The organism is Neisseria sp. KEM232, from assembly GCF_002237445.1.
GTDB lineage: Bacteria > Pseudomonadota > Gammaproteobacteria > Burkholderiales > Neisseriaceae > Neisseria.
Genome location: NZ_CP022527.1, coordinates 1,563,575 through 1,584,528 on the forward strand (window position 1 = coordinate 1,563,575; position 20,954 = coordinate 1,584,528).

Here is a 20,954-nt window from a genome sequence, read left to right on the forward strand (position 1 = left end):
AAACATATCCGATTCGCCTGAGGCCGTCTGAAACATGAACATCCCGCCGATTCCCGTCGACACCGAAGCTGCCGCCTTCCTCTACACCCTCGCCGACCATTGTTTCGCCTGGCTCGAACAGCACGGCGAAGACGCCATCGGCCGCCTCACCGACGAACAAAACACCCTGCTGGCCTACGTCTACCTCGACAGCCAGATGGAAGAAGGCGGCTTCATCCGCCTGATAGCGGGCGGCTACGGCGGCTACATCTTCGACAACCCGCTCACCGACAGCCTGCGCCGCTGGAAAATCAAAGCCACAGCGCGCGTTCTCGACGCCGCCGCCGCGCTCTACGCCGAACACGGCGCCGCCATCGAAGAAGCGGCGGAACACGGAGCCGACGACGATACCCTGCGCAAACGCTTCCCCCACTTTGAAGAAGTCGACGGTGACTATTACGACGCAGCCGAAACCGACCTCGAAACCGCCGCCGCCTACGTCCGCAGCCATTGGGACAAGTTTTCCGTCCTGCCCGACTGAGCTTTCAGAAACGTCATTTCCGCGAAACGAAAACCCAAAGTCCAAGCGCAACCGCCAGAGAAAACCCATGACCCGCACTGCCGTCCTCCTCCTCGCCCTGCTGGCCGCCGCCCCCACGGTTGCCGACACGCAAACCGACCCCGCAGCCGCCCTGCAAACCCGACAAAACCCCGACAGCGAAGCCCTGCACAACGAACTGCGCGCCCTGCGCGACGCCATGCAGCAGGCCCTCAACCGACGCGACCTCGACACCCTGCTTGCCCACGTCGCCGACGACGTCGTCTTTACCACCATGAACGGCGACCGCGTCCACGGCAAAGACGGCATCCGCGCTTACTACGACAAAATGCTCGGCGGCGCGAATCCCGTCGTACAAAGCATAGAAGCCGAATTCAAGGTAGAGCAGCTCTCCCACCTCTACCACGGCAACACCGCCGTCGCCTTCGGCAGCAGCAGCGACCGCTACCGCCTGACGGGCGGCGAAACCTGGACGGTCGAACCCAAATGGAGTGCCACCCTCGTGCGGCAGGACGGCCGCTGGCTCATCGCCGACTTCCACTACTCCGTCAACATGTTCGACAACCCCGTCCTCGCCGCCCAGCGCAAAGTCCTCCTCGGAGGCGGCGCGGCCGCCGCACTGGCCGCCGCTGCGGCAGGCTTCCTGCTCGGACGGCGCGGCCGCAAAAAGGCCGTCTGAAACGCAGCCCGACCCTCTTTCAGACGGCCTCCACCGTAGGGCGTATGGCGCAGCCACGCACGCGGCCTATGCCGGAAAACAAACAACAGGCCGTCTGAAAATGCAGCCCCAACCCTCTTTCAGACGGCCTCCATGTAGGGTACACCGGCAAGCGAATAACAGGCCGTCTGAACCTCCAAAAAACCCGCCAAACAAGGAATTCCCCGTGAACCCCCTGATTACCGACCCCGCACCCGCACCAAGCCGCACGCCCGTTATCGTTGCCCTCGATTTTGCCACCGAAGCCGAAACCGTCGCCTTCGTCCGCCGCCTCGATCCGACGCTGTGCCAACTGAAAATCGGCAAAGAACTCTTCACCGCCACCGGCCGCAGGCTGGCGGAAAACCTGGTCAACCAAGGCTACAAGCTCTTTCTCGACCTCAAATACCACGACATCCCGAATACCGTCGCCCAAGCCTGCAAAGCCGCCGCCGACATGGGCGTGTGGATGGTCGACATGCACGCCTCGGGCGGGCGGCGGATGATGGAAGCCGCCGCCGAAGCCCTCGCCAACCGCAGTACCAAACCCCTGCTGATCGGCGTCACCGTCCTCACCAGCATGGAAGAGGCCGACCTGGCCGAAACCGGCATCACCGTCCCCGTCGAACAGCATGTGTTGCGGCTGGCCGCGCTGGCCGAAGATTCCGGCCTCGACGGCGTCGTCTGCTCCGCCCGCGAAGCCGCCGCCCTGCGCTGTGCGCGCGGCGCGGATTTCGTCCTCGTCACCCCCGGCATCCGCCCCAATCCCGACGGCAACAGCGACGACCAGCGCCGCATCATGACACCCGCCCAAGCCCTTGCCGCCGGTTCGACCTATCTGGTGATGGGACGACCGATCACCCAAGCCGCCGCCCCCGCCGCCGTGCTGCGCGACATCAACAGCCGGGTGCAGGAGGCCGTCTGAAAGCGGAATTGCAACGGAGCCAGAGCATATACAGGCCGCCTTTCAGAAACGTTATCCCCGCGAAGGCGGGAACGGCCTGAATCAACGGAGATTTTGTGAACCGCCCCGCCCGCATGATTTTGCTGCTGCTAACCGCCGTTTTCGCCCTGGCCTCGTTTCAGACGACCAACGGTTTTTTCAGCGACCGCCGCATGGCGCGCAAAATGCTGCGCGACACCGTCGACGCCCTGCGCCTGCGTCTGCCCGCGCCCGACGATCCCGATTTGGTCGCAGCCATGCCGCGCGGCCTGACTGGGCTGCGCGACGGTTTTCTTTATTATCCCGAACGCAATGCCTACAAATACACCTTCACTGGCAACGCGCCGCAGCATTTGGAGCGGCGCAGCATCTGGCTGGCGCCGCGCGAGGGCCGCTGGCTGTGCTGGGCGGGCGTCAAAGACAGCGTGGCGGCGGCGGACTGTGGCGACCGCGAAATCGTCAAAGGATTGAAAGAAGAAGAGCATTTTCAGGCGCAGACGCGGGCGCATTTGTATTCCGACTGGTGCAACAGAGCCCTGCCGCCGCCCGATTGGGAAAACGCGCCCGTTTATGTGGTGTACAGCCCGCAACAGAGCGTATGGGAAAACGGCAAACCGAAATGGCCGCAGGCACGCGTGCACGCCGAACATTTCGCGGGCGCGCATCTGGTGCTGTTTGCGGCGGACAAACAGACGGACTGGCTGCTCGATCTGCCCGAGCGGCCGAAAAGCCTGACCCTGATCGGCGCGGCGGCAGACAGCCAGCTCACCGTCAACCCCGCGCCCGCAGACGGGCAGGGCGTCTATCTCTTCAGCTACGAAACAACCAAAAAAGCCTGCGAAAAGATCGGGGGCGGCCGCTACGACACGCCGGCCGAATATTACGAAAACGAAACCTGGCAGGAGCAGGCGGTGGCGCACCTGTTCCGCAACAAAGCCGTGCGCCCGCTGCTGACCGTGCTTGACGAAGCGCGTCCCGAAGCGGTGTTGGATGCGGCGGAACAAAAAGGCCGTCTGAAAAACGGCGGATCGGCTGCGGCAGACGGAAAACCGGGAGAATGACGATGCCCTTATTTTTCGGCGGGGCGATAGGGCTGATTGTCTTTACGCTCGGGCTTGTTATCCTGTTGCTGGCCGCCCGCTTTGTTTTTTCTGCGTCGGCGTGGGGCATCACATCCTTGGGCACTGTGTTCAGACGGCCTCCGTCCGCCCGCCATCCGCTGATGTGGCTTTATGCCGCCATGCTCGGCTATCTGCTGTTCGGCGTGCTGTATGCCGACTTTGCCGCCGTGCCCGCGCTGGTTGCACACAGGTGGCACGACGCTTACGCCCTGCGTACCCTGAACAACACACTGCTTTTCGCCGTGCTGGCCGCCGCCAACCTGCCGCTGCTGCCCCTGCTGCGGCGCAAGGCGGAGCAGGACAGCGTCTGGCTCGGCACGGTCTGGTGCGTGTGGCGGGTATTGTGGGGCGTGTTTTTCGCCGCGCTGCTTCTGTCGCTGCTCGCGAAAAATTCCGTTTTCGGCGGTTACTACGCCGCGTTTGCCGACGCGCCGTGGCCGTGGCGGCAAAGCGTTTTGACCCTGCTCGAAGCCGACGGCGCGCACACCGCCCGCCTGTTGGCTCAGCCGCAACTGCGCAACGGCCTAACCGCATGGGCGGACGGCCTGCTGATGTCGGCCGCCAACCTGCCGTTTTTCCTGCTTTACGCGGAAACCCTGCCGCCTTCGCACGACGCGGCAAAAACCGGCCGCCACCGCATCGACATTCTGGCACGGCGGCGCAGGCCGTCTGAAAAGCCCGAATAACCGCCAAACCAAGCTTTCAGACGGCCTCTGCCGTAGGGTGTGGCGCAGCCGCGCACGCGGTTTACGTTGGCAAACAAGACAACAGGCCGTCTGAAATGCAGCCCCAACGAAGTCAAAACACAACAAGGAGTGGATTTATGAACACCGCAACCCTGAAAACCCGCCTGCAACAGGCGCGCGTGCTGATAGCGGGCGACGTGATGCTCGACCGCTACTGGTTCGGCGACGCCGCCCGCATCTCGCCCGAAGCGCCTGTTCCCGTGGCGAAAATCGAGCGCACCGAATACCGCGCGGGCGGCGCGGCCAACGTCGCCCGCAACGTCGCCGCGCTGGGCGGACAGGCCGTGCTGCTGTCGGTGATCGGCGACGACGAAGCGGGCGACAGTCTGGAAAAACTGATGGAAGAATGCGGCGTGAAAAGCGCCCTGATGCGCGACAAAACCATCTCCACCACCGTCAAAACCCGCGTCGTCGCCCGCAACCAGCAGCTCTTGCGCATCGACTTCGAAGATGCGCCCGCGCACGAAGTGCTCGACAGCGTGCAGCAGGCCTTCCGCGACCGACTCTCGGGTTGTGACGTCGTTATCCTCTCCGACTACGGCAAAGGCGGCCTCACGCACGTTGCCTCCTTTATCGAATGGGCGCGGCAGGCAGGCAAACCCGTGCTCGTCGACCCCAAAGGCGGCGACTATGCCAAATACGCCGGTGCCACGCTGCTCACGCCCAACCGCGCCGAATTGCGCGAAGTGACGGGAAGCTGGCAGGGCGAAGACGACTTGGCCGAAAAAGCGCAAACCCTGCGCCGCAACCTCGGCCTCGAAGCGCTGCTGCTCACCCGCAGCGAAGAGGGCATGACCCTGTTCCGCGACGGCGGCGCATACCACCGGCCGACGCGCGCGCGCGAAGTGTTCGACGTTTCCGGTGCGGGCGACACCGTTATCGCCACGGTGGGCTTGGCGGCGGCCGCGGGCTTGGAGCTGACCGAAGCTGTGCGCCTGGCCAACGCGGCGGCGGGCGTGGTGGTCGGCAAGCTGGGCACAGCGGTGTGCACGTTTGACGAACTGGCGCAATCATTGTAAAGTAGCGTAATAACTTGGTATGTTCATGTTGCGAAAGCCTATGTTTTGTTTAAGAATTTTCAAGAATAGGCAAGGCGCGGCAGAAAATTGCCTTATAACACAACTGCTTTGAAATTTTTTAAGGGGACAACATGGCCGTGAGCATGACCCGCCTGGAACTGAACTGGGACGACAGCGAAAGCCGCAACAAACTCGACATTACCTCCGTGCAGGCGGTTGCCGCCGTGTGGCTGGCCGATACTAAAGCCAGCCGCCATGCCGCCATGGACATAGAAACCGTGGTTGACGAGCCTTTCTCTTTCGCCTTCAATGGCTTGGATGCGGCCACCGTTATCGGGCTGTTCGACGAAATCGCCCGCCAGTTTCCGACCGTCCGCTTTTACGTGCGCGGCATCGGCGAAGATTTCAGCAATATGTGGCTGCGCGAGTATTTCGGCGGCGCCACCGTGTTTGCCGCAGGCCCCTTCGATCACAAAGTGTCGGAACATTTGAGCAACAAGGGCAAAAGCTGGTTCAGCCGCTGGCTCAAGTAAAGCCGCAAAAAGGCCGTCTGAAAGCGTTTTTTGCAGGCGTTTTTCTGCCCGCAGCCGTTTTCAGACGGCCTGATTCCTTGCGCTGCGCCGTCTGTCCGGCCATGCAAACCCTCTGCCGCTGATTGAGATTGCCGCCTTGTGGCGGTACAATCCGCGGCGTTTTATTTTGTAAAGAAATATTATGAACCTGATTGGCGACATCCTTCCTTTAACGCATATCCTGCTCGATTCCGATGCGGGCAGCAAAAAACGCCTGTTCGAACAGGCCGGACAACTGCTGGAAAACGAAGCGGGCGTGCCGCGTTCGGAAGTGTTCGACTGCCTGTTTGCCCGCGAAAAACTCGGTTCGACCGGACTGGGGCAGGGCGTGGCCGTGCCGCACGGCCGTTTGGCCTCGCTGCAAAAAGCCGCCGGCGTGTTTATCCGCACCAAAGAGCCCGTTCCCTTCGATGCGCCCGACGGCAAACCGGTGTCGCTGGCCGTTGTTCTGCTCGTGCCCGAAGACGCGGCTTCCACGCATTTGGAAGTGCTCTCGAAGCTGGCCGGACGGTTTTCCGACAAAAGCGTGCGCGAGCGCCTGATGCAGGCGCAGGATGCCGCCGAAGTGCAGCGCATACTGACGGAGGAATGATGCCCAGCATTTCCGTGCGCCGTCTGTATCAGGACAACCGCGACAAGCTGCGGCTGGCTTGGGCGGCCGGCGCGGCCGGTGCGGACAACCGCATCGGCGTCGAGGCCGACAAGCCCGTGCTGGCGCTGGTCGGCCATCTCAATTTCATCCATCCCAACCAGGTGCAGGTACTCGGCGTGGCCGAGGTCGACTACCTCTCGCGCATGGAATCGGGCGATCTGGCCTACAATTTTGAGCAGCTTTTCGAGCTGCCCATGTCGCTGGTGATTGTGGCCAACGATTTGGACGTGCCGCAAATCCTGCGCGACTACTGCCACACCAACAACGTCCCCCTGCTCACGTCCAGCCTGGAAAGCCCGTATCTGATGGACGTGCTGCGCATCTACCTGCAACGCACGCTGGCCGTGTCCACCGTCAAACACGGCGTGTTTCTCGACGTTTTCGAAATCGGCGTGCTGCTTACCGGCCAGTCAGGCCTCGGCAAAAGCGAGCTGGCATTGGAGCTGATTTCGCGCGGACACAGCCTGGTGGCCGACGATGCCGTCGAGCTGCACCGCACCGGCCCCGAGCTGCTCGAAGGAAGTTGCCCGCCCATGCTGCGCGACTTTCTCGAAGTGCGCGGGCTGGGCATACTCAATATCCGCCACATCTTCGGCGAAACTTCCATCCGGCCGAAAAAAACCCTCAACCTCATCATCAACCTCGTGCCCGCCGACGACGACTACATGAAACAGATCGACCGCCTGAGCATACGCACCGAGACCGAAACCATCCTCAACGTTACCGTCCGCTCCGTCACCCTGCCCGTGGCGGCCGGACGCAACCTCGCCGTCCTTGTCGAAGCCGCCGTACGCAACTACATCCTGCAACTGCGCGGCAAAGACAGCATGCGCGAATTTCTCGAACGCCACCAAAACATCATGAAAGAGCAGGGCATGCAGCATGAAGATCATCCTGATTAGCGGCCTTTCCGGCTCCGGCAAATCCGTCGCCCTCAAACAACTCGAAGACGCAGGCTACTACTGCGTCGACAACATGCCGATGGAAATGCTGCCCCAGCTCGTGCTGCACCACATCCGCGGCGGCGGCGTCGAAAATCTTGCCGTCAGCGTCGACATCCGCTCCCGCATCAAAATGAGCGAAGTCGAAAAACAGCTCGACTATCTCGCCAAACAGGGGCATCAGGCCGAAATCCTCTTTCTCGAAGCCGACGAAGCCACCCTCGTGCGCCGCTTCTCCGAAACCCGCCGCAGCCACCCCCTCTCCTCCCTCAACCAAGCCCTCACCGAAAGCCTGCGCCAAGAGCGGCAGACCCTCGCCCCGCTGCGCGAAAAAGCCTACTGCATCGACACCTCCAAAATGAACGCCCAGCAGCTGCGCCACACCGTGCGCCGCTGGCTCGGCGCCGAACACAGAGGCATGATGCTCGTGTTCGAATCATTCGGCTTCAAATACGGCACGCCCACCAACGCCGACTTCATCTTCGACATGCGCAGCCTGCCCAACCCCTACTACGACCCCGCCCTGCGCCCCTTCAACGGCATGCAGCCCGAAATCCGCGCCTACCTCGACGCCGAACCGCTCGCAGGCGAAATGGCCGCCGACATCGCCGCCTTTCTCGAACGCTGGCTGCCGCGCATGCAGATAGAAAGCCGCAGCTACGTCACCGTCGCCCTCGGCTGCACCGGCGGACAGCACCGCTCCGTCTACATCGCCGAACGCCTGGCCGACCGTTTCCGCGGCCGCTACCCCGTCCTTGTCCGCCACCGCCAGCTCGACACACAATAAAACGCCCGTGCAGACTGCCCGAAAAGGCCGTCTGAAACCCCGTTTCCCTTCCGACAAACAGGCCGTCTGAAACCCGCAACCCTTTCAGACGGCCTCCACACAAAAAGGCACAGCAACATGGCAATCCAATGGTATCCCGGCCACATGCACAAGGCCAAAAAAGCCATCGCCGAACGCCTCAAAAGCGTCGACATGGTGATCGAAGTCCTCGACGCCCGCATGCCCGCATCCGGCGAAAACCCCCTGCTCGGCCAACTCTCCGCCGGCAAACCCAAACTCAAAATCCTCAACAAACAAGACCTCGCCGACCCCGAACGCACCCGAATCTGGCTCGACGATTTCAACAGCCGTCCCGACACCCGCGCCATCGCCCTCGACGCCTCCGACCGCCAAGCCGCGCAGAAGCTCATCGCCGCCAGCCGCGCCCTCGTTCCCAACAGAGGCGGCATCGACAAACCCCTGCGCGTCCTTATTTGCGGCATCCCCAACGTCGGCAAATCCACCCTCATCAACGGCATGCTCGGCAAGAAATCCGCCAAAACCGGCAACGAACCCGGCATCACCAAAGCCGAACAGCGCCTCTTCCTCGCCGACGACTTCTGGCTCTACGACACCCCCGGAATGCTGTGGCCGAAAATCATCGTCGAAGAAGCAGGCTACAACCTCGCCGCAGGCGGCGCCGTCGGCCGCAACGCCCTGGACGAAGAAATCGTCGCCCTCGAACTTCTCGACTACCTGCGCCGCCACTACCTCCCCCTGTTGCAGGAGCGCTATCAGGCCGACAAAAACGAAAGCAGCCACTGGCGCGACGACCAATGGCTCGAATGGATAGGCCGCAAACGCGGCGCCCTCCTCCCCGGCGGCCGCATCAACCACCAAAAAGCCGCCGAAAACACCCTCACCGACTTCCGCGACGGCCACATCGGCCGCATCACCCTCGAAACCCCGCACCAATGGGCGCAATGGCTCAAAACCGCCCGTCAAAAAGAAGCCGAACTCAAAGCACAGCGCGAAGCGAAAAAAGCCGAACGCAAAGGGAAGGCCGTCTGAAAATACGGTTCCGACAAACCGACACCTGCTTTTTTCAGACGGCCTCAGCACATCAGAGGCCGTCTGAAACGCATAAATTGTCCATTCTCCCGCTCAGGCGGGAATTTTTTCGGCAGCTGCACCGGCTGTTCTGCGGACACAAACGGCAAAAGGCCGTCTGAAAGCGCAGCTTCAACGGAGTTAAAACCGTATTTCAGACGGCCTTTTGCGTTTTAGCTTCGTTGAAACCGTACTTCGGAAACGCCATTCCCGCACGGGCGGAGTAGCTCAACGCAGCCAGGAGGCGGGGTTCATGGCGCTTTGGCGGTAGCGGATTTCGAAATACAGGCCTTCTTCGCCCGAGGCAGTGCTGCCGCTGGTGCCGACGGTGCTGCCGCTTTTGACGCTGCTGCCTGCGGCGGCGGCGAGGGAGGAGAGGCCGGTGTAGATGCTGGTGTAGCCGTCGCCGTGGTCGATGACGACGGTGTTGCCGTAGCTGCCGAGGCTGCCGGCGAAGGCGACTGTGCCGTCGGCGACGCTGCGCACGGGGGCGGGGGCGGTGGCGAAGAAGAGGCCGCGCCAGACGCCGCCTTCGGGGCGCGGGCGGCCGAAGTGTCCGGTGATGCTGCCGCCGACGGGGCGGGGCAGGCTGCCCTGTAAGCGTGAGAAGCCGCTGCTGCCGGCATATTCGCCTTGCAGGGCGCGGTCTTCGGCGGTGAGGGTGGAAACGGGAGCGGCGGGTTTGTTTTTTTCTTCGGATGCGGCGGGCGGGGCGGGTTTGTTTTCGGGTTTGCCGTCGGCGGGTGCGGGTTTGCCCTGTTTGCGCACTTTGGCGGCCTGTTTTTCCGCTGCCAGGCGCTCGCGGGCGGCTTTGGCGCGGGCGGCGGCTTCCTGTTTGCGTTTGGCGGCGTTGCGGCGGGCGATTTCGGCTATGAGGTAGTTGAGGCGGGCTTCGTCGGTTTTGAGGCGGGCGAGGTTTTGGCTCTGTTTGTCGATTTCGGCGGCGAGGCGGCTGTTTTCGCGTTCGGCGGCGGAACGGGTTTTGCCGAGTTTGCCGAGGGCGGCCTGTTTTTCGGCTTTGAGTTTGTCGAGTTTGTCCAGTTCGGCGTCGATTTCGGCTTCGCGCTGTTGCAGCTCCTGCTGCTGGCGGGCGAGGTCGGCGACGACTTTTTGGTTGGCGAGGCCGATTTGGCGGGCGTATTCGAGGTAGCGGGCTTTGCGGCCGGGTTCGGCGTTTTTGAGGAAGAGGATGACGGCGTTGCTGCGGCGGTTTTTGTATTGGCCGCCGAGCAGGCGGGCGAGCTGGGCTTTGCCGGAGGCAATTTCGGTTTTGAGGCCGTCGAGTTCGTTTTGCAGGGTTTGCAGTTTCTGCCAGGTGTCGCGCTGGCGGCGGGTGAGGGCGGCGAGTTCCTGCTGCGCTTTGGCCAGGGCGGTGCGGGTTTTGTCGAGGGTCTGCTGCGTCTGCTGCCGTGCCTGCTGTTTTTTTTGCAGGTCGTTCTGCGTGTCGCTGATGGCTTGGCGGATGCTGTCGAGACCGCCGTCTTCGGGAGCGGCACTGAGGGCGGCAGAGAAGAGGAGGGTACAGAGGAGCAGGGGGCGCAGGTTCATGAAGCGGGTTGTCCGGCGGTTGGAAAGCGGTGGATTATAGCGGAATTTTTCTGCGGGGCGGGGCGGGACGTCGGCCTTGACGCCGATGTGTTTTCAGACGGCCTCATGCATTTGTCGGCTTTGCCGCCGCCGTGTTTCTACTGTGGGAGCTTCGTCTTTCAGACGGCCTCTTTGGTGTCGGACAGGGCAGCGAGCAGGGGGGCGGCGAGGTTTTCCGCCAGCAGCCAGAAGAGTTCGCCGTCGACGGGAGGAGTATCGTCGCGGCCGAAGACTTGGGCGACTTCGGCGTAGTCGCACTGGCCGGTGCTTTTTTTGCCGCCGAAGTAGGCGGTGGCGGCGGCTTTGTAGGCGGACAGGCGCCGCTCTTCTTCTGTTTTTTTGCCGTCGGGCAACAGGGCTTCGGCGGCGGCGAGGGTGGTTTTGGCAAAGAAGGGCAGGGGGCGGCTTTGGCCGGTGCGCCACCAGGCGAGCCAGGCGGCAAGCAGGGTGCGCGCCTGTTGCTGCGGGATGGGGGGGAGAGTGGTGATTTGGTCGGGCTGCACCCAGTGGCTGCACAGGTCGGCGGCGCTGTCGGGGCGCACGGCGTTGTAGATGAGGTGTTCGAGTAGGAGGACGGTTTTTTCGGGGGCGTTGGGGGCGTGGTCGAGGAAGCGGATGCGGCCGTCGCGGTGCAGGCTGTCGAGGCTGCCGTAGAGGGTGAGGCCGTCTGAAACGAAGGTGTAGGGGGCGGCTGGTAGGGGCGGGCTGGCGATGAGGTCGGAGTCGAGGGATTTGGCGGCGGTTTCGCAGCGTTCGCGCCAGAGTGTGCCGATTTCGCCTGCGGGCAGCAGGGAGCGGGCTTCGAGGACTTGGGCGGTGTCGGCGAAGTCGCGGCGGTTGAGGCGGGCGTCGAGGTAGGCGGCGGCGGTGTCGCGCGGGCGCGGCGGCTCGAAGGGTTCGGCGGTTTCCCATGCGCCGCCGAGATAGGGCGCCTGCCAGTCGAGTGTGTGCGAGAGCCAGTGTTTGACGGGGTTGCGCCAGAAGTCGAGAAAGGCTGCGTGGCCGACTTCGGTGGAAATGCCGGCGCCGCCGTCTGCGTTTTCCGATTCAGTGCCGCAGAAGGGGGCGGGTTTGGCGGGCGGGGCGGACAGGGCGGCGGCGTAGTCGGCGCGGGTAGAGCTGAGTCTGCCGCCGTCGAAGTAGCGGGTGGAGAAGGCTTGCAGGGGGTGGTTTTCGACGAGGGCGGCGTTTAACTCTTCCACGCTTTGCCCGGTCATGTCGGCGAGGCAGTCGGCCAGTTCGCCGACGAGGGCGGAGGGGGCGAGGGCTTCGTTGGTGCGGATGTCGCGGCCGACGTAGGAGAGATAGAGGTGTTCGCGGGCGCTGATGAGGGCTTCGAGGAAGAGGTAGCGGTCGTCGTCGCGGCGGGCGCGGTCGCCTTTGCGCGGGTGGCGGGCGATGAGGTCGAAGGCGGCGGCGCGGGTATCGCGCGGGAATTTGCCGTCGTCGAGGCCGATGAGGCACAGGACTTTGAAGGGCAGGGAGCGCATGGGCACCATGCCGCAGAAGGTGATGCCGCCGCGCAGGAAGCCGGCGTCGCTGCGGCTGCCGAGAAAATTCGACAGGTGCAGGCTTGCAATGCTGCCGGAGAGTTCGCCGATAAAGCCGGCGAGGGCGGCTTCCTGCTGCCAGCGGGCGAGTGCCTGCGCGAGCTGCTGGGCGGCGGCGCGGTCTGCTTCGGACGGTTCGCATATGTCTTCGGCAAGGCTGCGGATACGCTCCGCCCATCCTGCGATGTCTGCGGGCCGCTGCCAGATGGCGTGCCAGTGTTTCAGACGGCCTATGAAGGCGGCGAAGCGGGCGTAAACGGCGGTGTGGCTGGGGTCGGCGTGCCACGGGCTGACGCCCTGCCACAGGCTGCCGTTGTCGGGCAGCATCCAGCCGAGGGCGATTCTGTCCAGCCCCTGCTGCCAGGTGAACAGGGCACTGCCGCCACCGCGCATGGTTTCGTCGGCGCCCCAGCGGATGTTGAGGCGTTCGGCGGTGTCGCGCAGCAGCGGCAGGTCTTCGAGGGTGAGGCCGAAGCGGGCGAGGACGGTTTCGTTTTCCAAGAGGGCGAAGATTTTGTCGGCTTCGAAGCGGCTGTCGAAGATGTCGGCCAGCTGTTCGAGCGCCGCCAGCAGCGGGCGGCGGCGGCCGAGTTTGACGTCGGACACGGAATAGGGCAGCGGCTGTCGGCTTTCGCGGCCGAACACGGCTTCGAGGAAGGGGGCGTAGGGTTCGATGTCGGGGGTGAGGACGGCGATGTCGTGCGGCTGCCAGTCGGGATGTTCGGCCAGCAGGGCGAGCAGGTGTTCTTTGAGGATTTGCAGTTCGCGCAGGGGGCTGTGGGCGGCAACGATGCGGATGCTGTCGTCGGCGCGGGCGCTTCCGTCGGGCAGGGCGAGGGTTTGCAGGCCGTATTGCAGGCGGTGCAGGAGGCCGTCTGAAAGGGCTTCGTCGCGGTAGACGGAAAGGTCGGCGGCCAATTCGCTGTCGGCCAGGGCGTTGAAAAAGTCACGCCCCTGTTTGCCCAACGAGGCGAGCAGGGGGTGGCCTGCGGCGGCGGGATCGGCATCGTTCTGTTGCAGCATCTGCGCCGGTTCGATGATGTTGCCCCAGTATTCGGCCGAGGGGTTGAGGGCGAAGATGTGCACTTCGCAGTGTTGTGCGAGTTCCTGTAAGAGTTGCAGGTACATCGGCGCGAGGGTGGCGATGCCGAACACGCACAGGCGATCGGGCAGCACGCCTGCGGGCGGCGCGGCAAGGGCGGCGCTCAGGCGGCGGCGCATTTCGACGCGGTGCGGCGCGCTTTGGCGGCCGTCGTCGAGAAAGCGCCACAATTCGGCCTGCCAGGCTTCGTCGCCGCCCAGCCCGATCGGTTTGCCGCGCTGCCAGGCGTCTATCCAGTCGGGACGGTAGACAAGGTATTGGTCGAAAATGTCGGCGATCTGCCCGGCAAGCCGGTAGGCCGCCGTTTCGCCGCCCGCAAGATAGCCCGACAGCACCTGTTTGGCCGACGCCAGCTCGGGGGCATTGAGGCCGTCTGAAACAAACAGACCCAATAGCCGCCAGCGCATCACTTCGGTGTCGAAGGGGCTCAGTTCGGGAATGCCGGGCAGCAGGTCGCGCATCAGCCGCCAGGCGAAACCGGCAGGCAGGGAGAAGCGGATGTTGGCCGCGATGCCGTCCTGCTTCGCCAGATAGCGGGCGACAAAGCGGCGCATGCCCTGGCTCTGCACCATCACTTCCTCCGCCGCCAACGCCTGCGGCAGCGGGCGGCTCTGCTGCACTTTGTGCATCATGGCGGCCAAATCTTCGAGGCGGTTGGACTGGTAGAGGTTAAGCATGGCAATCTTTCGCAGACAGGAAAGCCGCGCATTATATAGAGAGCGGCGGCCGATGGCAGCGGGAGGCCGTCTGAAAGCGCGTTTTGCGCTGCAAATGATAATTTATGCAAACTTTATGGCGGTTTGTTATAATCCGCCGCCGCAGATTTTGATATTTGTTTATGTGCAAACCGGTTTTCCGGTTTGTTTTGACTGACCTGTAATGGAGAGAAAACCATGTCTGAAAACACCCCGCAACAACCCGCACCGCAACAGAGCGCTCCCGCCGGCACCGACAAACGCATCATCGCTTCCGTTTTGGCCTTTTTCCTCGGCGGCCTGGGCGTGCACAAGTTCTACCTCGGCGTGAACAAAGTCGGCGTTATCTACCTGCTTATCAGCATTTTGGGGTCGTTTGCGTTCGGTATCGGCCCGCTGGTTGTCTTCGTGTTCTGCATCATCGACATCGTAAAATACATGAAATGCACGCCCGAAGAGTTCGAGCAGACCTACGTTATCGGCAAGAAAGAATGGTTCTGAGCGCGCGAGCCGCAGCCAAGCCCATTCGCAACAGCCCGTCCGACGGGCTGTTTTTCCGTTTCGGGAGGAACAAAACATGATTAAGGACACGCGGCAGAGCATCAAAATCTGGGATCTGCCCACCCGCCTGTTCCATTGGACGCTGGCCGCCGCGCTGGCCTTTATGTTTTTCAGCGCCAAAAGCGGCGGCCTGTGGCTGGTGTGGCATCTGCGCTGCGGCCTGCTGGTGGCGGCGCTGATTATCTTCCGCCTGTGCTGGGGGCTGTGGGGCAGCGACACCGCGCGTTTTGCCCGCTTTGTGCGCCCGCGCGCTGTGCCCGCCTATTTGCGCGGGCAGTGGGACGAAAACCGCCATCCCGGCCACAACCCGCTCGGCGGCCTGATGGTGGTGTTGATGCTGGCCGCCGTGCTGTTTCAGACGGCCACCGGCCTCTTCGCCGCCGACGGCAACACCTTTATCAGCAACGGCTATCTCAACGGCTGGATCGGCGCGGACGCGGGCGAAACCGTGCGCGCCGTCCATATCCGCTTCCCCCGCCTGCTCGCCGCGCTGGCGGTGCTGCACATTGCGGCGGTGCTGTTTTACCGCGTGGCGAAAAAACGCAATCTCGTCACGCCGATGATTACCGGCCGCCAAACGCAGGCATCTGCCGACGCGGTGCGGCCGCGTTTTGCCGGACGCTCGGCCTTTTGCGCCGCCGCCCTGATGGCGGCGGCAAGCGTGGCGCTGGTGTGGCTGCTGCGCCGTTAGCCGTGCGTTAAACGACACGGCAAAAGGCCGTCTGAAAGCAGGATTTGCTTTTCAGACGGCCTTTTTGTTACGGCAGGCAAAACGGATAAGCCTTACAAAGCCCCCGCTTCGATATACGGCACGCGGCCGTCGAGATCGGGCGGTTCGCCGAGGGAAACGGCAAACAGGCGGCCGCCTGCGGCGATGTGCGGATAGGCCGCCAGCTCGGGCAGCAGGGGATCGTTTTCGTGCAGGCCGCCGACCATATAGTGCCAGCCGCGCCGCCTGCCCGCGCGGTAGAGCGCACGCAGCAGCAGGCGGAAAACGGCGGGGTCGTCGTTTTCCACGGCAAGGGCGGCGATGTAGCCGTGGCGCATCTGTCCGCCTTCAGGCGGCAGCGGCGGCAGGCGCAGCAGGCGGGCGGCGGCGTTGTACAGCGGTTTGCCGATGCGCCATGCGCCGTTGTAGCGCTCGACGTGGATTTGGCGGAAGGCGTGCTGATCCCAGCCCGCCAGCGCGCCGACGAGACGGTTTTGTTTGAAGGCCAGCAGGAAATCGCCGATGTCCAGCCCTTTCAGACGGCCTTGTGCCAAATCTTCGGCGCGATAGTGCGGGGCAAACTGCCGCCGCGCGTGTTCGCGGTTGAGAAAGGCAAACAGCGCCTCGGCATCCTGCGGCCTGCCCGCGCGGATTTCGATGCCGGGCATATCGAGGGCGCGGCGCGGCAGGGTCAGGCCGATCACGGGGGTGTGCACCATGCCCAGCGGCGTGTAGCGCGGCATGCCCGCGCGGTTGGCGGCGATGGTGGAGAGCGCGGCGGCGTTGTCGTGCAGAATCATGGTGATTTCGGCGGCCAGCGGTTCGGCCGCCATTTTTTCCGCCAGCACGCGGTAGCCGCGGTAGAGGTGCAGGCCGTTGCGGTGGCATTTGTCGATGCGCAAATCGGCCAGATAGCCGGTGTCGCACAGTGTGCCGTTGAGGTAGGCAGGCCGTCTGAAACGGCTGCCGAGCATGACGATTCTGCCGTCGGCATCACAGCCTTTGTAAATCTGCGCCCTTTCGCCCTGAACGGCCGCGGCGGCGAAATAGGAGGGTTCGCGGCGGAAGCTGACGCTGATGCCGCCTTCCATGACGTTGCGTGCGAGCAGGGCGCGCAGTTCGGCGTCGTCGGCGGGCGTAACGGGGGAAAAAACGATTCTGCTCATGATGGGGCCGTCTGAAAAAAGGGCGTGTGCGAAAGGGCGGCATTATAGGCCGTCTGAAAGCGTTTCAGACGGCCTTCTGCCGCGTAAAACGCGCCGCCTGTGTTAAAATCCGCCGTGTTTTTCCGCCGATTTTTCCTTCTGTTTTCCTATCGAGAAAGCCCGCCTCCGTGGACGCCGTCAATACCCTGTTTCTGATTATTGCCCTGCTGCTGTTTATCAGCGTTGTCGCTTCGCGCGTATCGACCCGTTTCGGTATGCCGCTGCTTTTGGTGTTTCTCGGCGTCGGCATGCTGGCGGGCGACGAAGGGCCGGGCGGCATCGGTTTCGACAGCTTCGCCGGCGCGAATATGATCGGGCAGATGGCGCTGGCGGTGATTCTGCTCGACGGCGGCCTGCGTACGCGCTTCGACAGCTTCCGCCTGGCGCTGAAACCGGCGGCGGTGCTCGCCAGCTGGGGCGTGGTGGCGACGGTGGGTCTTTTGGGCGCATTTGCCACGTTTTTCCTCGGTACCGACTGGAAAATGGGGCTGCTGATGGCGGCCATCGTCGGCTCGACCGACGCGGCGGCGGTGTTTTCCCTGATGCGCAGCAGCGGCGTGCGCCTCAATTCGCGTATTCTGGCGACGCTGGAACTCGAGAGCGGCTGCAACGACCCGATGGCGATTCTGCTGGTGAGTGCGCTGATCGGGCTGATTATGAACCCGGCCGAAACGGGGGCGGCGCAAATGCTCACCCTGTTGGCCAAACAACTCGGACTGGGGCTGCTCTTCGGCTATCTGGCGGGCAAGGTGCTGGCGCGGATTTTGGAGCGCATCAGCCTGGCCGAAGGGCTGTACGCGATACTCATCGCCTCGGGCGGCCTTTTGGTGTTTGCCACCACCAACCTTTTGGGCGGTAGCGGCTTTCTCGCCGTGTATCTGGCGGGCGTGTTCATCGGCAACTCGCGCAACAGCTCCACCGAGCACGTTTTGAATGTGATGGACGGCCTGGCCTGGCTGGCGCAGGCGTCGATGTTTCTGGTACTCGGGCTGCTGGTCAGCCCGGCACGGCTGTTGGAAAACTGGACGAATGCGCTGGTGATCGCCGCCTTCCTGATTCTGGTGGCACGGCCGCTTGCCGTGTGGACGTCGCTGAAATTCTTCCGCTACAACCCGCGCGAAGTGGCCTATATCAGCTGGGTGGGGCTGCGCGGCGCCGTGCCGGTGACGCTGGCCATCACGCCGCTGATGGCCGGCGTGCCCGATGCGCTGAAACTGTTCGACGTGGCTTTTGCCGTGGTGATTCTGTCGCTGCTGATACAGGGCACGACCATCCCCTTTTTCGCCCGCCTGCTCAAAGTCGTGCTGCCGCCCAAGCCCGAGCCGCTGGCGCAGCGGGAAATCTGGCTGGCCGACAAACTGGCGGTGTCTTTGCAGTCGTTTAAAGTGGAAGCGGGATCGGACGCGGAAAACAGCCACCCTTCGGCCATGACGCGCGACCGCTTTTCAGACGGCCAAATCTTCGCCCTGCTGCGCGGCGACCAAACCGTTGCCGTGCTGCCCAGCACGCAGATGCAGGCGGGCGACGTGGTGTGGTTTATCCTCGACGAAAAACTGGGCGACGATTTTGCCAAACAGTTTGCCGCCGCCGCAGGCGAAGAACAGAGCTTTTTCGGCGCGTTCAACCTCAACCCCGAAGCCGTGGTGGGCGATTTGGCCGAAGTGTACGGCCTGCCCGTCGGCGAACACGAACGCGGCCTGCGCTTGGACGATCTGTTCCGCGAACGTTTCGGCGACATGCCCGTGGCGGGCGACCGCATCAATCTGAACGGCTTTGAAATCACGGTGAAGGAACTCGACAACAAAGCCCGCATCCGCCTGCTCGGTTTGAAAATGCCGCAGGAAGGCGCGGCGGCGCACGCGGCTTAGACGCGCAGATAAAGCAAAGAGGCCGTCTGAAAGCAAAGCTTTCAGACGGCCTTCTTTTCAGCGGCAGGTAGCACGCGGTTTTCCCAAACCGCCTGATCACAAACCGCGTGCGTCGCAGAGCGACACACCCTACAACCGTTTTTTCAGACGGCCTCCCGCTTTCAGGCGGCCTTTTGGTTTAACAACAGGTAGGGTGTGTTGCGCAGCAACGCACGCGGTTTCGGGTTTTCAGACGGCCTTTTGTGGTGCGCGGCGGATGAGGGCTGAAAAGTGTCGGATACAAGTATCCGACCTACAAGACTTTCAGACGGCCTCAACGCTTTCAGACGGCCTCTTGCGGCATCAGTATGATGAATTGGCGCAGGCTGTAGAAGTGTTCGCGGTGCGGCCAGTCGAGGCGGGCGAGGGCGGTTTCGGCGAAGGCTTGGTTTTCGTTGTCGATGAGAAATTCGACGCAGTCGGTCTGTCCCGCGCTCTGGCTGTAATAGAAGCGGACGAAGTGGATGCGTTTGTCGGGGCGGGCGCGGCGCAGGGCTTCGCGGATGGCGTTTTGCAGGGCGTCGGCGGGCAGATCGGGTTTGTCGCCCGCGTATTTGGTGACGGTGTTGCCGGTGTAGGCGTCGAAGAAGATGCCGTTGAGCGTCAGGCTTTGCGCTTTGCTGCGGCGGCGGTTGAAGGCGTCGAGGATGGTGTGCAGGGCGCTTTCCTGGAAGTTTTCCCAGTTGCCGCTGAGGGCTTCTTCGACGGTGGCGCCGACATCGCCGTAGGCTTCGTAGAGCAGGCGGCCGTCGGGCAGGGCGGTTTCGACGTCGAGGCGGGTGACGACGGCGTTGTCGTGGCGTTGGCTGACGTAGGCGAGGGTGTCGAAGGAGGCGGGAACGGCGAAATCGGGGATGAGTTTGCCGTCTTCTTCGCGCACTTGGTGGCCGTGGGCGGTAAGGGCGGCGTGGAGGATTTGGTTGAGGGTGTAGTCGTCGCTGTCTTGTGTGTCGGGGATTTGGTCGGTCATGGCGGTTTTCGTCGGTTTGCGGGGTGTTTCAGACGGCCTTTTTCAGACGGCCTGTACTTCGAAACGGATTTGGGTTTTCGCCCATTGCTCGCTTTCGTCGTTCAGGGCGCCGGCGGTGAGGGGGTTTTCGTCCAGCCATTGTTGGGCGATGCGCAGGACGATGGTGTTGTTTTCGGGGCTGCTCAGGCGGGTGTGGCGGGGCAGTTCGAAGGGGAGGCGGGCGCGGTTGAAGAGGACGGACAGGCGCAGGGCGAAGAGGGCGTACCACATGATGTTGCCGCCTTGGATTTGGTCGGCGACTTTGCGCACGTCGCCGCGCTGGCCGAGGGCGAGGGCGGCGAGGATGTTTTGTTCTTTGCGCGAGAAGCCGGGCATGTCGGCTTGGGCGAGGATGTAGGCGGTGTGTTTGTGGTAGGCGGTGTGGGCGATGTCGGTGCCGATTTCGTGCAGTGCGGCCGCCCAGCGCAGGTATTGCCGCCAGTGTTTGAGCTCCTGCACGGAGACGTTTTGCGCGAGGCTTTCGAGCAGGTGGTCGGCGGTGCGGGCGACGCGTCCGGCCTGGCTGCGGGAGACGTGGTAGCGTTCCTGGAAGCGGACAACGGTTTGTTCGCGCATGTCTTCGTTGAGGCTGCGGCCGATGAGGTCGTAGAAAACGCCGTCGCGCAGGGCGGCGTCGGTGACGTTCATGGTTTCGACGCCGAGTTCTTCGAATACGGCAATCATCACGGCCAGGCCGCCGGCGAAGACTTCGACGCGCTCGGCTTTGAGTCCTTCGAGTCTGGCTTTTTTGACGCTGCCGGCTTCGGCGATACGCTGCGCGAGTTTTTTCATGCCGGCGTAGGTGATGGTTTCTTCGGTGTTGCCGGTTTCGGCGGCGAGAACGTCGCGGATGGATTTGGCCGAGCCGGAGGTGCCGACGGCGAAGTCCCAGCCGGTGCGCTTGTATTTTTGCGCGATGCGCTGGATTTCGGCGCGGGCGGCGGTGACGGCCGTCTGAAAGTCTTTTTCGCCGGTTTTGTTTTTGAAAAAACGCATGGTGTAGGTAACGCAGCCCAGGGGCAGACTTTCGGCGCAGGCGGGCTGGGCTTCCGAGCCGATGACGAATTCCGTCGAGCCGCCGCCGATGTCGACGACGAGCATGCGGTCGCCGTTGGGCGGCAGGGTGTGGATGACGCCGGTGTAGATGAGGCGGGCTTCTTCGCGCCCGGCGATGACTTCGATGGGAAAGCCCAGCGCGGCTTCGGCCTGCGGGATAAAGGCGGCGATGTTTTTGGCGACGCGGAAGGTGTTGGTGGCAACGGCGCGGACTTGCTCGGGGGCGAAACCGCGCAAGCGTTCGCCGAATTTGGCGAGGCAGGCGAGGGCGCGCTGCTGCGAGGCTTCGTCGAGGTTTTTCTGTTCGTCCAAACCTGCGGCAAAGCGCACCATTTCTTTAATGGAGTCGACGACTTGGAGCTGGCCGTTGTCGTTTTGGCAGATTTGCAGGCGGAAGCTGTTGGAACCGAGATCGACGGAAGCGAGCATTTGCGGGGCGTTGGGGCTGTTCATGCGGGGAGGGGGCGG

At 63.2% G+C, this 20,954-nt stretch carries 19 protein-coding genes; 14 read left to right on the forward strand and 5 right to left on the reverse strand.

Features of this window, described 5'->3' with window-relative positions; genetic code table 11:
• The first annotated feature begins 34 nt into the window (after positions 1-34).
• The 11 genes from CGZ77_RS07750 (at position 35) to ylqF (ending at position 9,066) form a co-directional block, all read left to right on the forward strand.
• Complete coding sequence (locus CGZ77_RS07750) at positions 35-520, forward strand: DMP19 family protein (RefSeq protein ID WP_009425072.1); 486 nt, start codon at positions 35-37, stop codon at positions 518-520.
• A 67-nt stretch (positions 521-587) separates the two neighbouring features.
• The gene (locus tag CGZ77_RS07755; RefSeq protein ID WP_009425071.1) at positions 588-1,217 is read left to right on the forward strand and encodes a nuclear transport factor 2 family protein; all 630 of its coding nucleotides are present in this window, start codon (positions 588-590) and stop codon (positions 1,215-1,217) included.
• A 205-nt stretch (positions 1,218-1,422) separates the two neighbouring features.
• A complete protein-coding gene (pyrF, locus tag CGZ77_RS07760) occupies positions 1,423-2,160 on the forward strand; it encodes an orotidine-5'-phosphate decarboxylase (RefSeq protein WP_009425070.1) in 738 nt (245 codons plus the stop codon).
• 95 nt (positions 2,161-2,255) lie between these two features.
• Complete coding sequence (locus tag CGZ77_RS07765) at positions 2,256-3,239, forward strand: hypothetical protein (RefSeq protein WP_036495450.1); 984 nt, start codon at positions 2,256-2,258, stop codon at positions 3,237-3,239.
• Positions 3,236-3,985, forward strand: coding sequence for a hypothetical protein (locus CGZ77_RS07770; RefSeq protein ID WP_009425067.1), 750 nt, complete (start codon positions 3,236-3,238; stop codon positions 3,983-3,985). The genes CGZ77_RS07765 and CGZ77_RS07770 overlap by 4 nt, the downstream gene beginning before the upstream one ends.
• 137 nt (positions 3,986-4,122) lie before the next feature.
• Positions 4,123-5,064 (forward strand): D-glycero-beta-D-manno-heptose-7-phosphate kinase, encoded by a 942-nt coding sequence (gene rfaE1, locus CGZ77_RS07775; protein WP_094031086.1) that lies wholly within the window; start codon positions 4,123-4,125, stop codon positions 5,062-5,064.
• Between the two features lie 143 nt (positions 5,065-5,207).
• A complete protein-coding gene (locus tag CGZ77_RS07780; RefSeq protein WP_232304365.1) occupies positions 5,208-5,597 on the forward strand; it encodes a hypothetical protein in 390 nt (129 codons plus the stop codon).
• A gap of 181 nt (positions 5,598-5,778) precedes the next feature.
• Positions 5,779-6,228, forward strand: a complete 450-nt coding sequence (gene ptsN, locus CGZ77_RS07785) for a PTS IIA-like nitrogen regulatory protein PtsN (protein WP_009425064.1) — start codon at positions 5,779-5,781, stop codon at positions 6,226-6,228.
• Positions 6,228-7,190 carry an HPr(Ser) kinase/phosphatase gene (hprK, locus tag CGZ77_RS07790; protein WP_036495449.1) on the forward strand — a complete coding sequence of 321 codons (963 nt, stop codon included), beginning with the start codon at positions 6,228-6,230 and terminating at the stop codon, positions 7,188-7,190. The genes ptsN and hprK overlap by 1 nt, the downstream gene beginning before the upstream one ends.
• Entirely contained in the window at positions 7,171-8,016 is an 846-nt protein-coding gene (gene rapZ / locus CGZ77_RS07795; protein ID WP_009425062.1) for an RNase adapter RapZ, read from the forward strand. The genes hprK and rapZ overlap by 20 nt, the downstream gene beginning before the upstream one ends.
• Before the next feature lie 117 nt (positions 8,017-8,133).
• Positions 8,134-9,066, forward strand: a complete 933-nt coding sequence (ylqF, locus tag CGZ77_RS07800; RefSeq protein ID WP_009425061.1) for a ribosome biogenesis GTPase YlqF — start codon at positions 8,134-8,136, stop codon at positions 9,064-9,066.
• Positions 9,067-9,333: 267 nt separating this feature from the next.
• On the opposite strand, the gene CGZ77_RS07805 is transcribed toward ylqF, so the two are convergent.
• Together CGZ77_RS07805 and recC are read right to left on the reverse strand one after the other, a co-directional pair.
• Complete coding sequence (locus CGZ77_RS07805) at positions 9,334-10,653, reverse strand: murein hydrolase activator EnvC (RefSeq protein ID WP_009425059.1); 1,320 nt, start codon at positions 10,651-10,653, stop codon at positions 9,334-9,336.
• A gap of 158 nt (positions 10,654-10,811) precedes the next feature.
• Complete coding sequence (gene recC / locus CGZ77_RS07810) at positions 10,812-14,021, reverse strand: exodeoxyribonuclease V subunit gamma (protein WP_094031087.1); 3,210 nt, start codon at positions 14,019-14,021, stop codon at positions 10,812-10,814.
• Between the two features lie 216 nt (positions 14,022-14,237).
• On the opposite strand from recC, the gene CGZ77_RS07815 reads away from it, so the two are divergent.
• Together CGZ77_RS07815 and CGZ77_RS07820 are read left to right on the forward strand one after the other, a co-directional pair.
• A complete protein-coding gene (locus CGZ77_RS07815; RefSeq protein WP_009425056.1) occupies positions 14,238-14,540 on the forward strand; it encodes a TM2 domain-containing protein in 303 nt (100 codons plus the stop codon).
• Positions 14,541-14,616: 76 nt separating this feature from the next.
• A complete protein-coding gene (locus CGZ77_RS07820) occupies positions 14,617-15,291 on the forward strand; it encodes a cytochrome b/b6 domain-containing protein (RefSeq protein WP_009425055.1) in 675 nt (224 codons plus the stop codon).
• A 92-nt stretch (positions 15,292-15,383) separates the two neighbouring features.
• Here the strand turns inward: CGZ77_RS07820 and CGZ77_RS07825 are convergent, their stop codons facing one another.
• Positions 15,384-16,475, reverse strand: a complete 1,092-nt coding sequence (locus CGZ77_RS07825; protein WP_009425054.1) for a hypothetical protein — start codon at positions 16,473-16,475, stop codon at positions 15,384-15,386.
• A gap of 167 nt (positions 16,476-16,642) precedes the next feature.
• Between CGZ77_RS07825 and CGZ77_RS07830 the strand changes: the two genes are divergently transcribed.
• On the forward strand, positions 16,643-18,382 hold the full coding sequence (locus CGZ77_RS07830) for a potassium/proton antiporter (protein WP_036495448.1): 1,740 nt from the start codon (positions 16,643-16,645) through the stop codon (positions 18,380-18,382).
• 322 nt (positions 18,383-18,704) lie between these two features.
• Here the strand turns inward: CGZ77_RS07830 and CGZ77_RS07835 are convergent, their stop codons facing one another.
• Positions 18,705-19,391, reverse strand: a complete 687-nt coding sequence (locus tag CGZ77_RS07835) for a DUF6348 family protein (RefSeq protein WP_009425051.1) — start codon at positions 19,389-19,391, stop codon at positions 18,705-18,707.
• Between the two features lie 42 nt (positions 19,392-19,433).
• Complete coding sequence (gene ppx, locus CGZ77_RS07840; protein ID WP_009425050.1) at positions 19,434-20,939, reverse strand: exopolyphosphatase; 1,506 nt, start codon at positions 20,937-20,939, stop codon at positions 19,434-19,436.
• Positions 20,940-20,954: the final 15 nt, after the last annotated feature.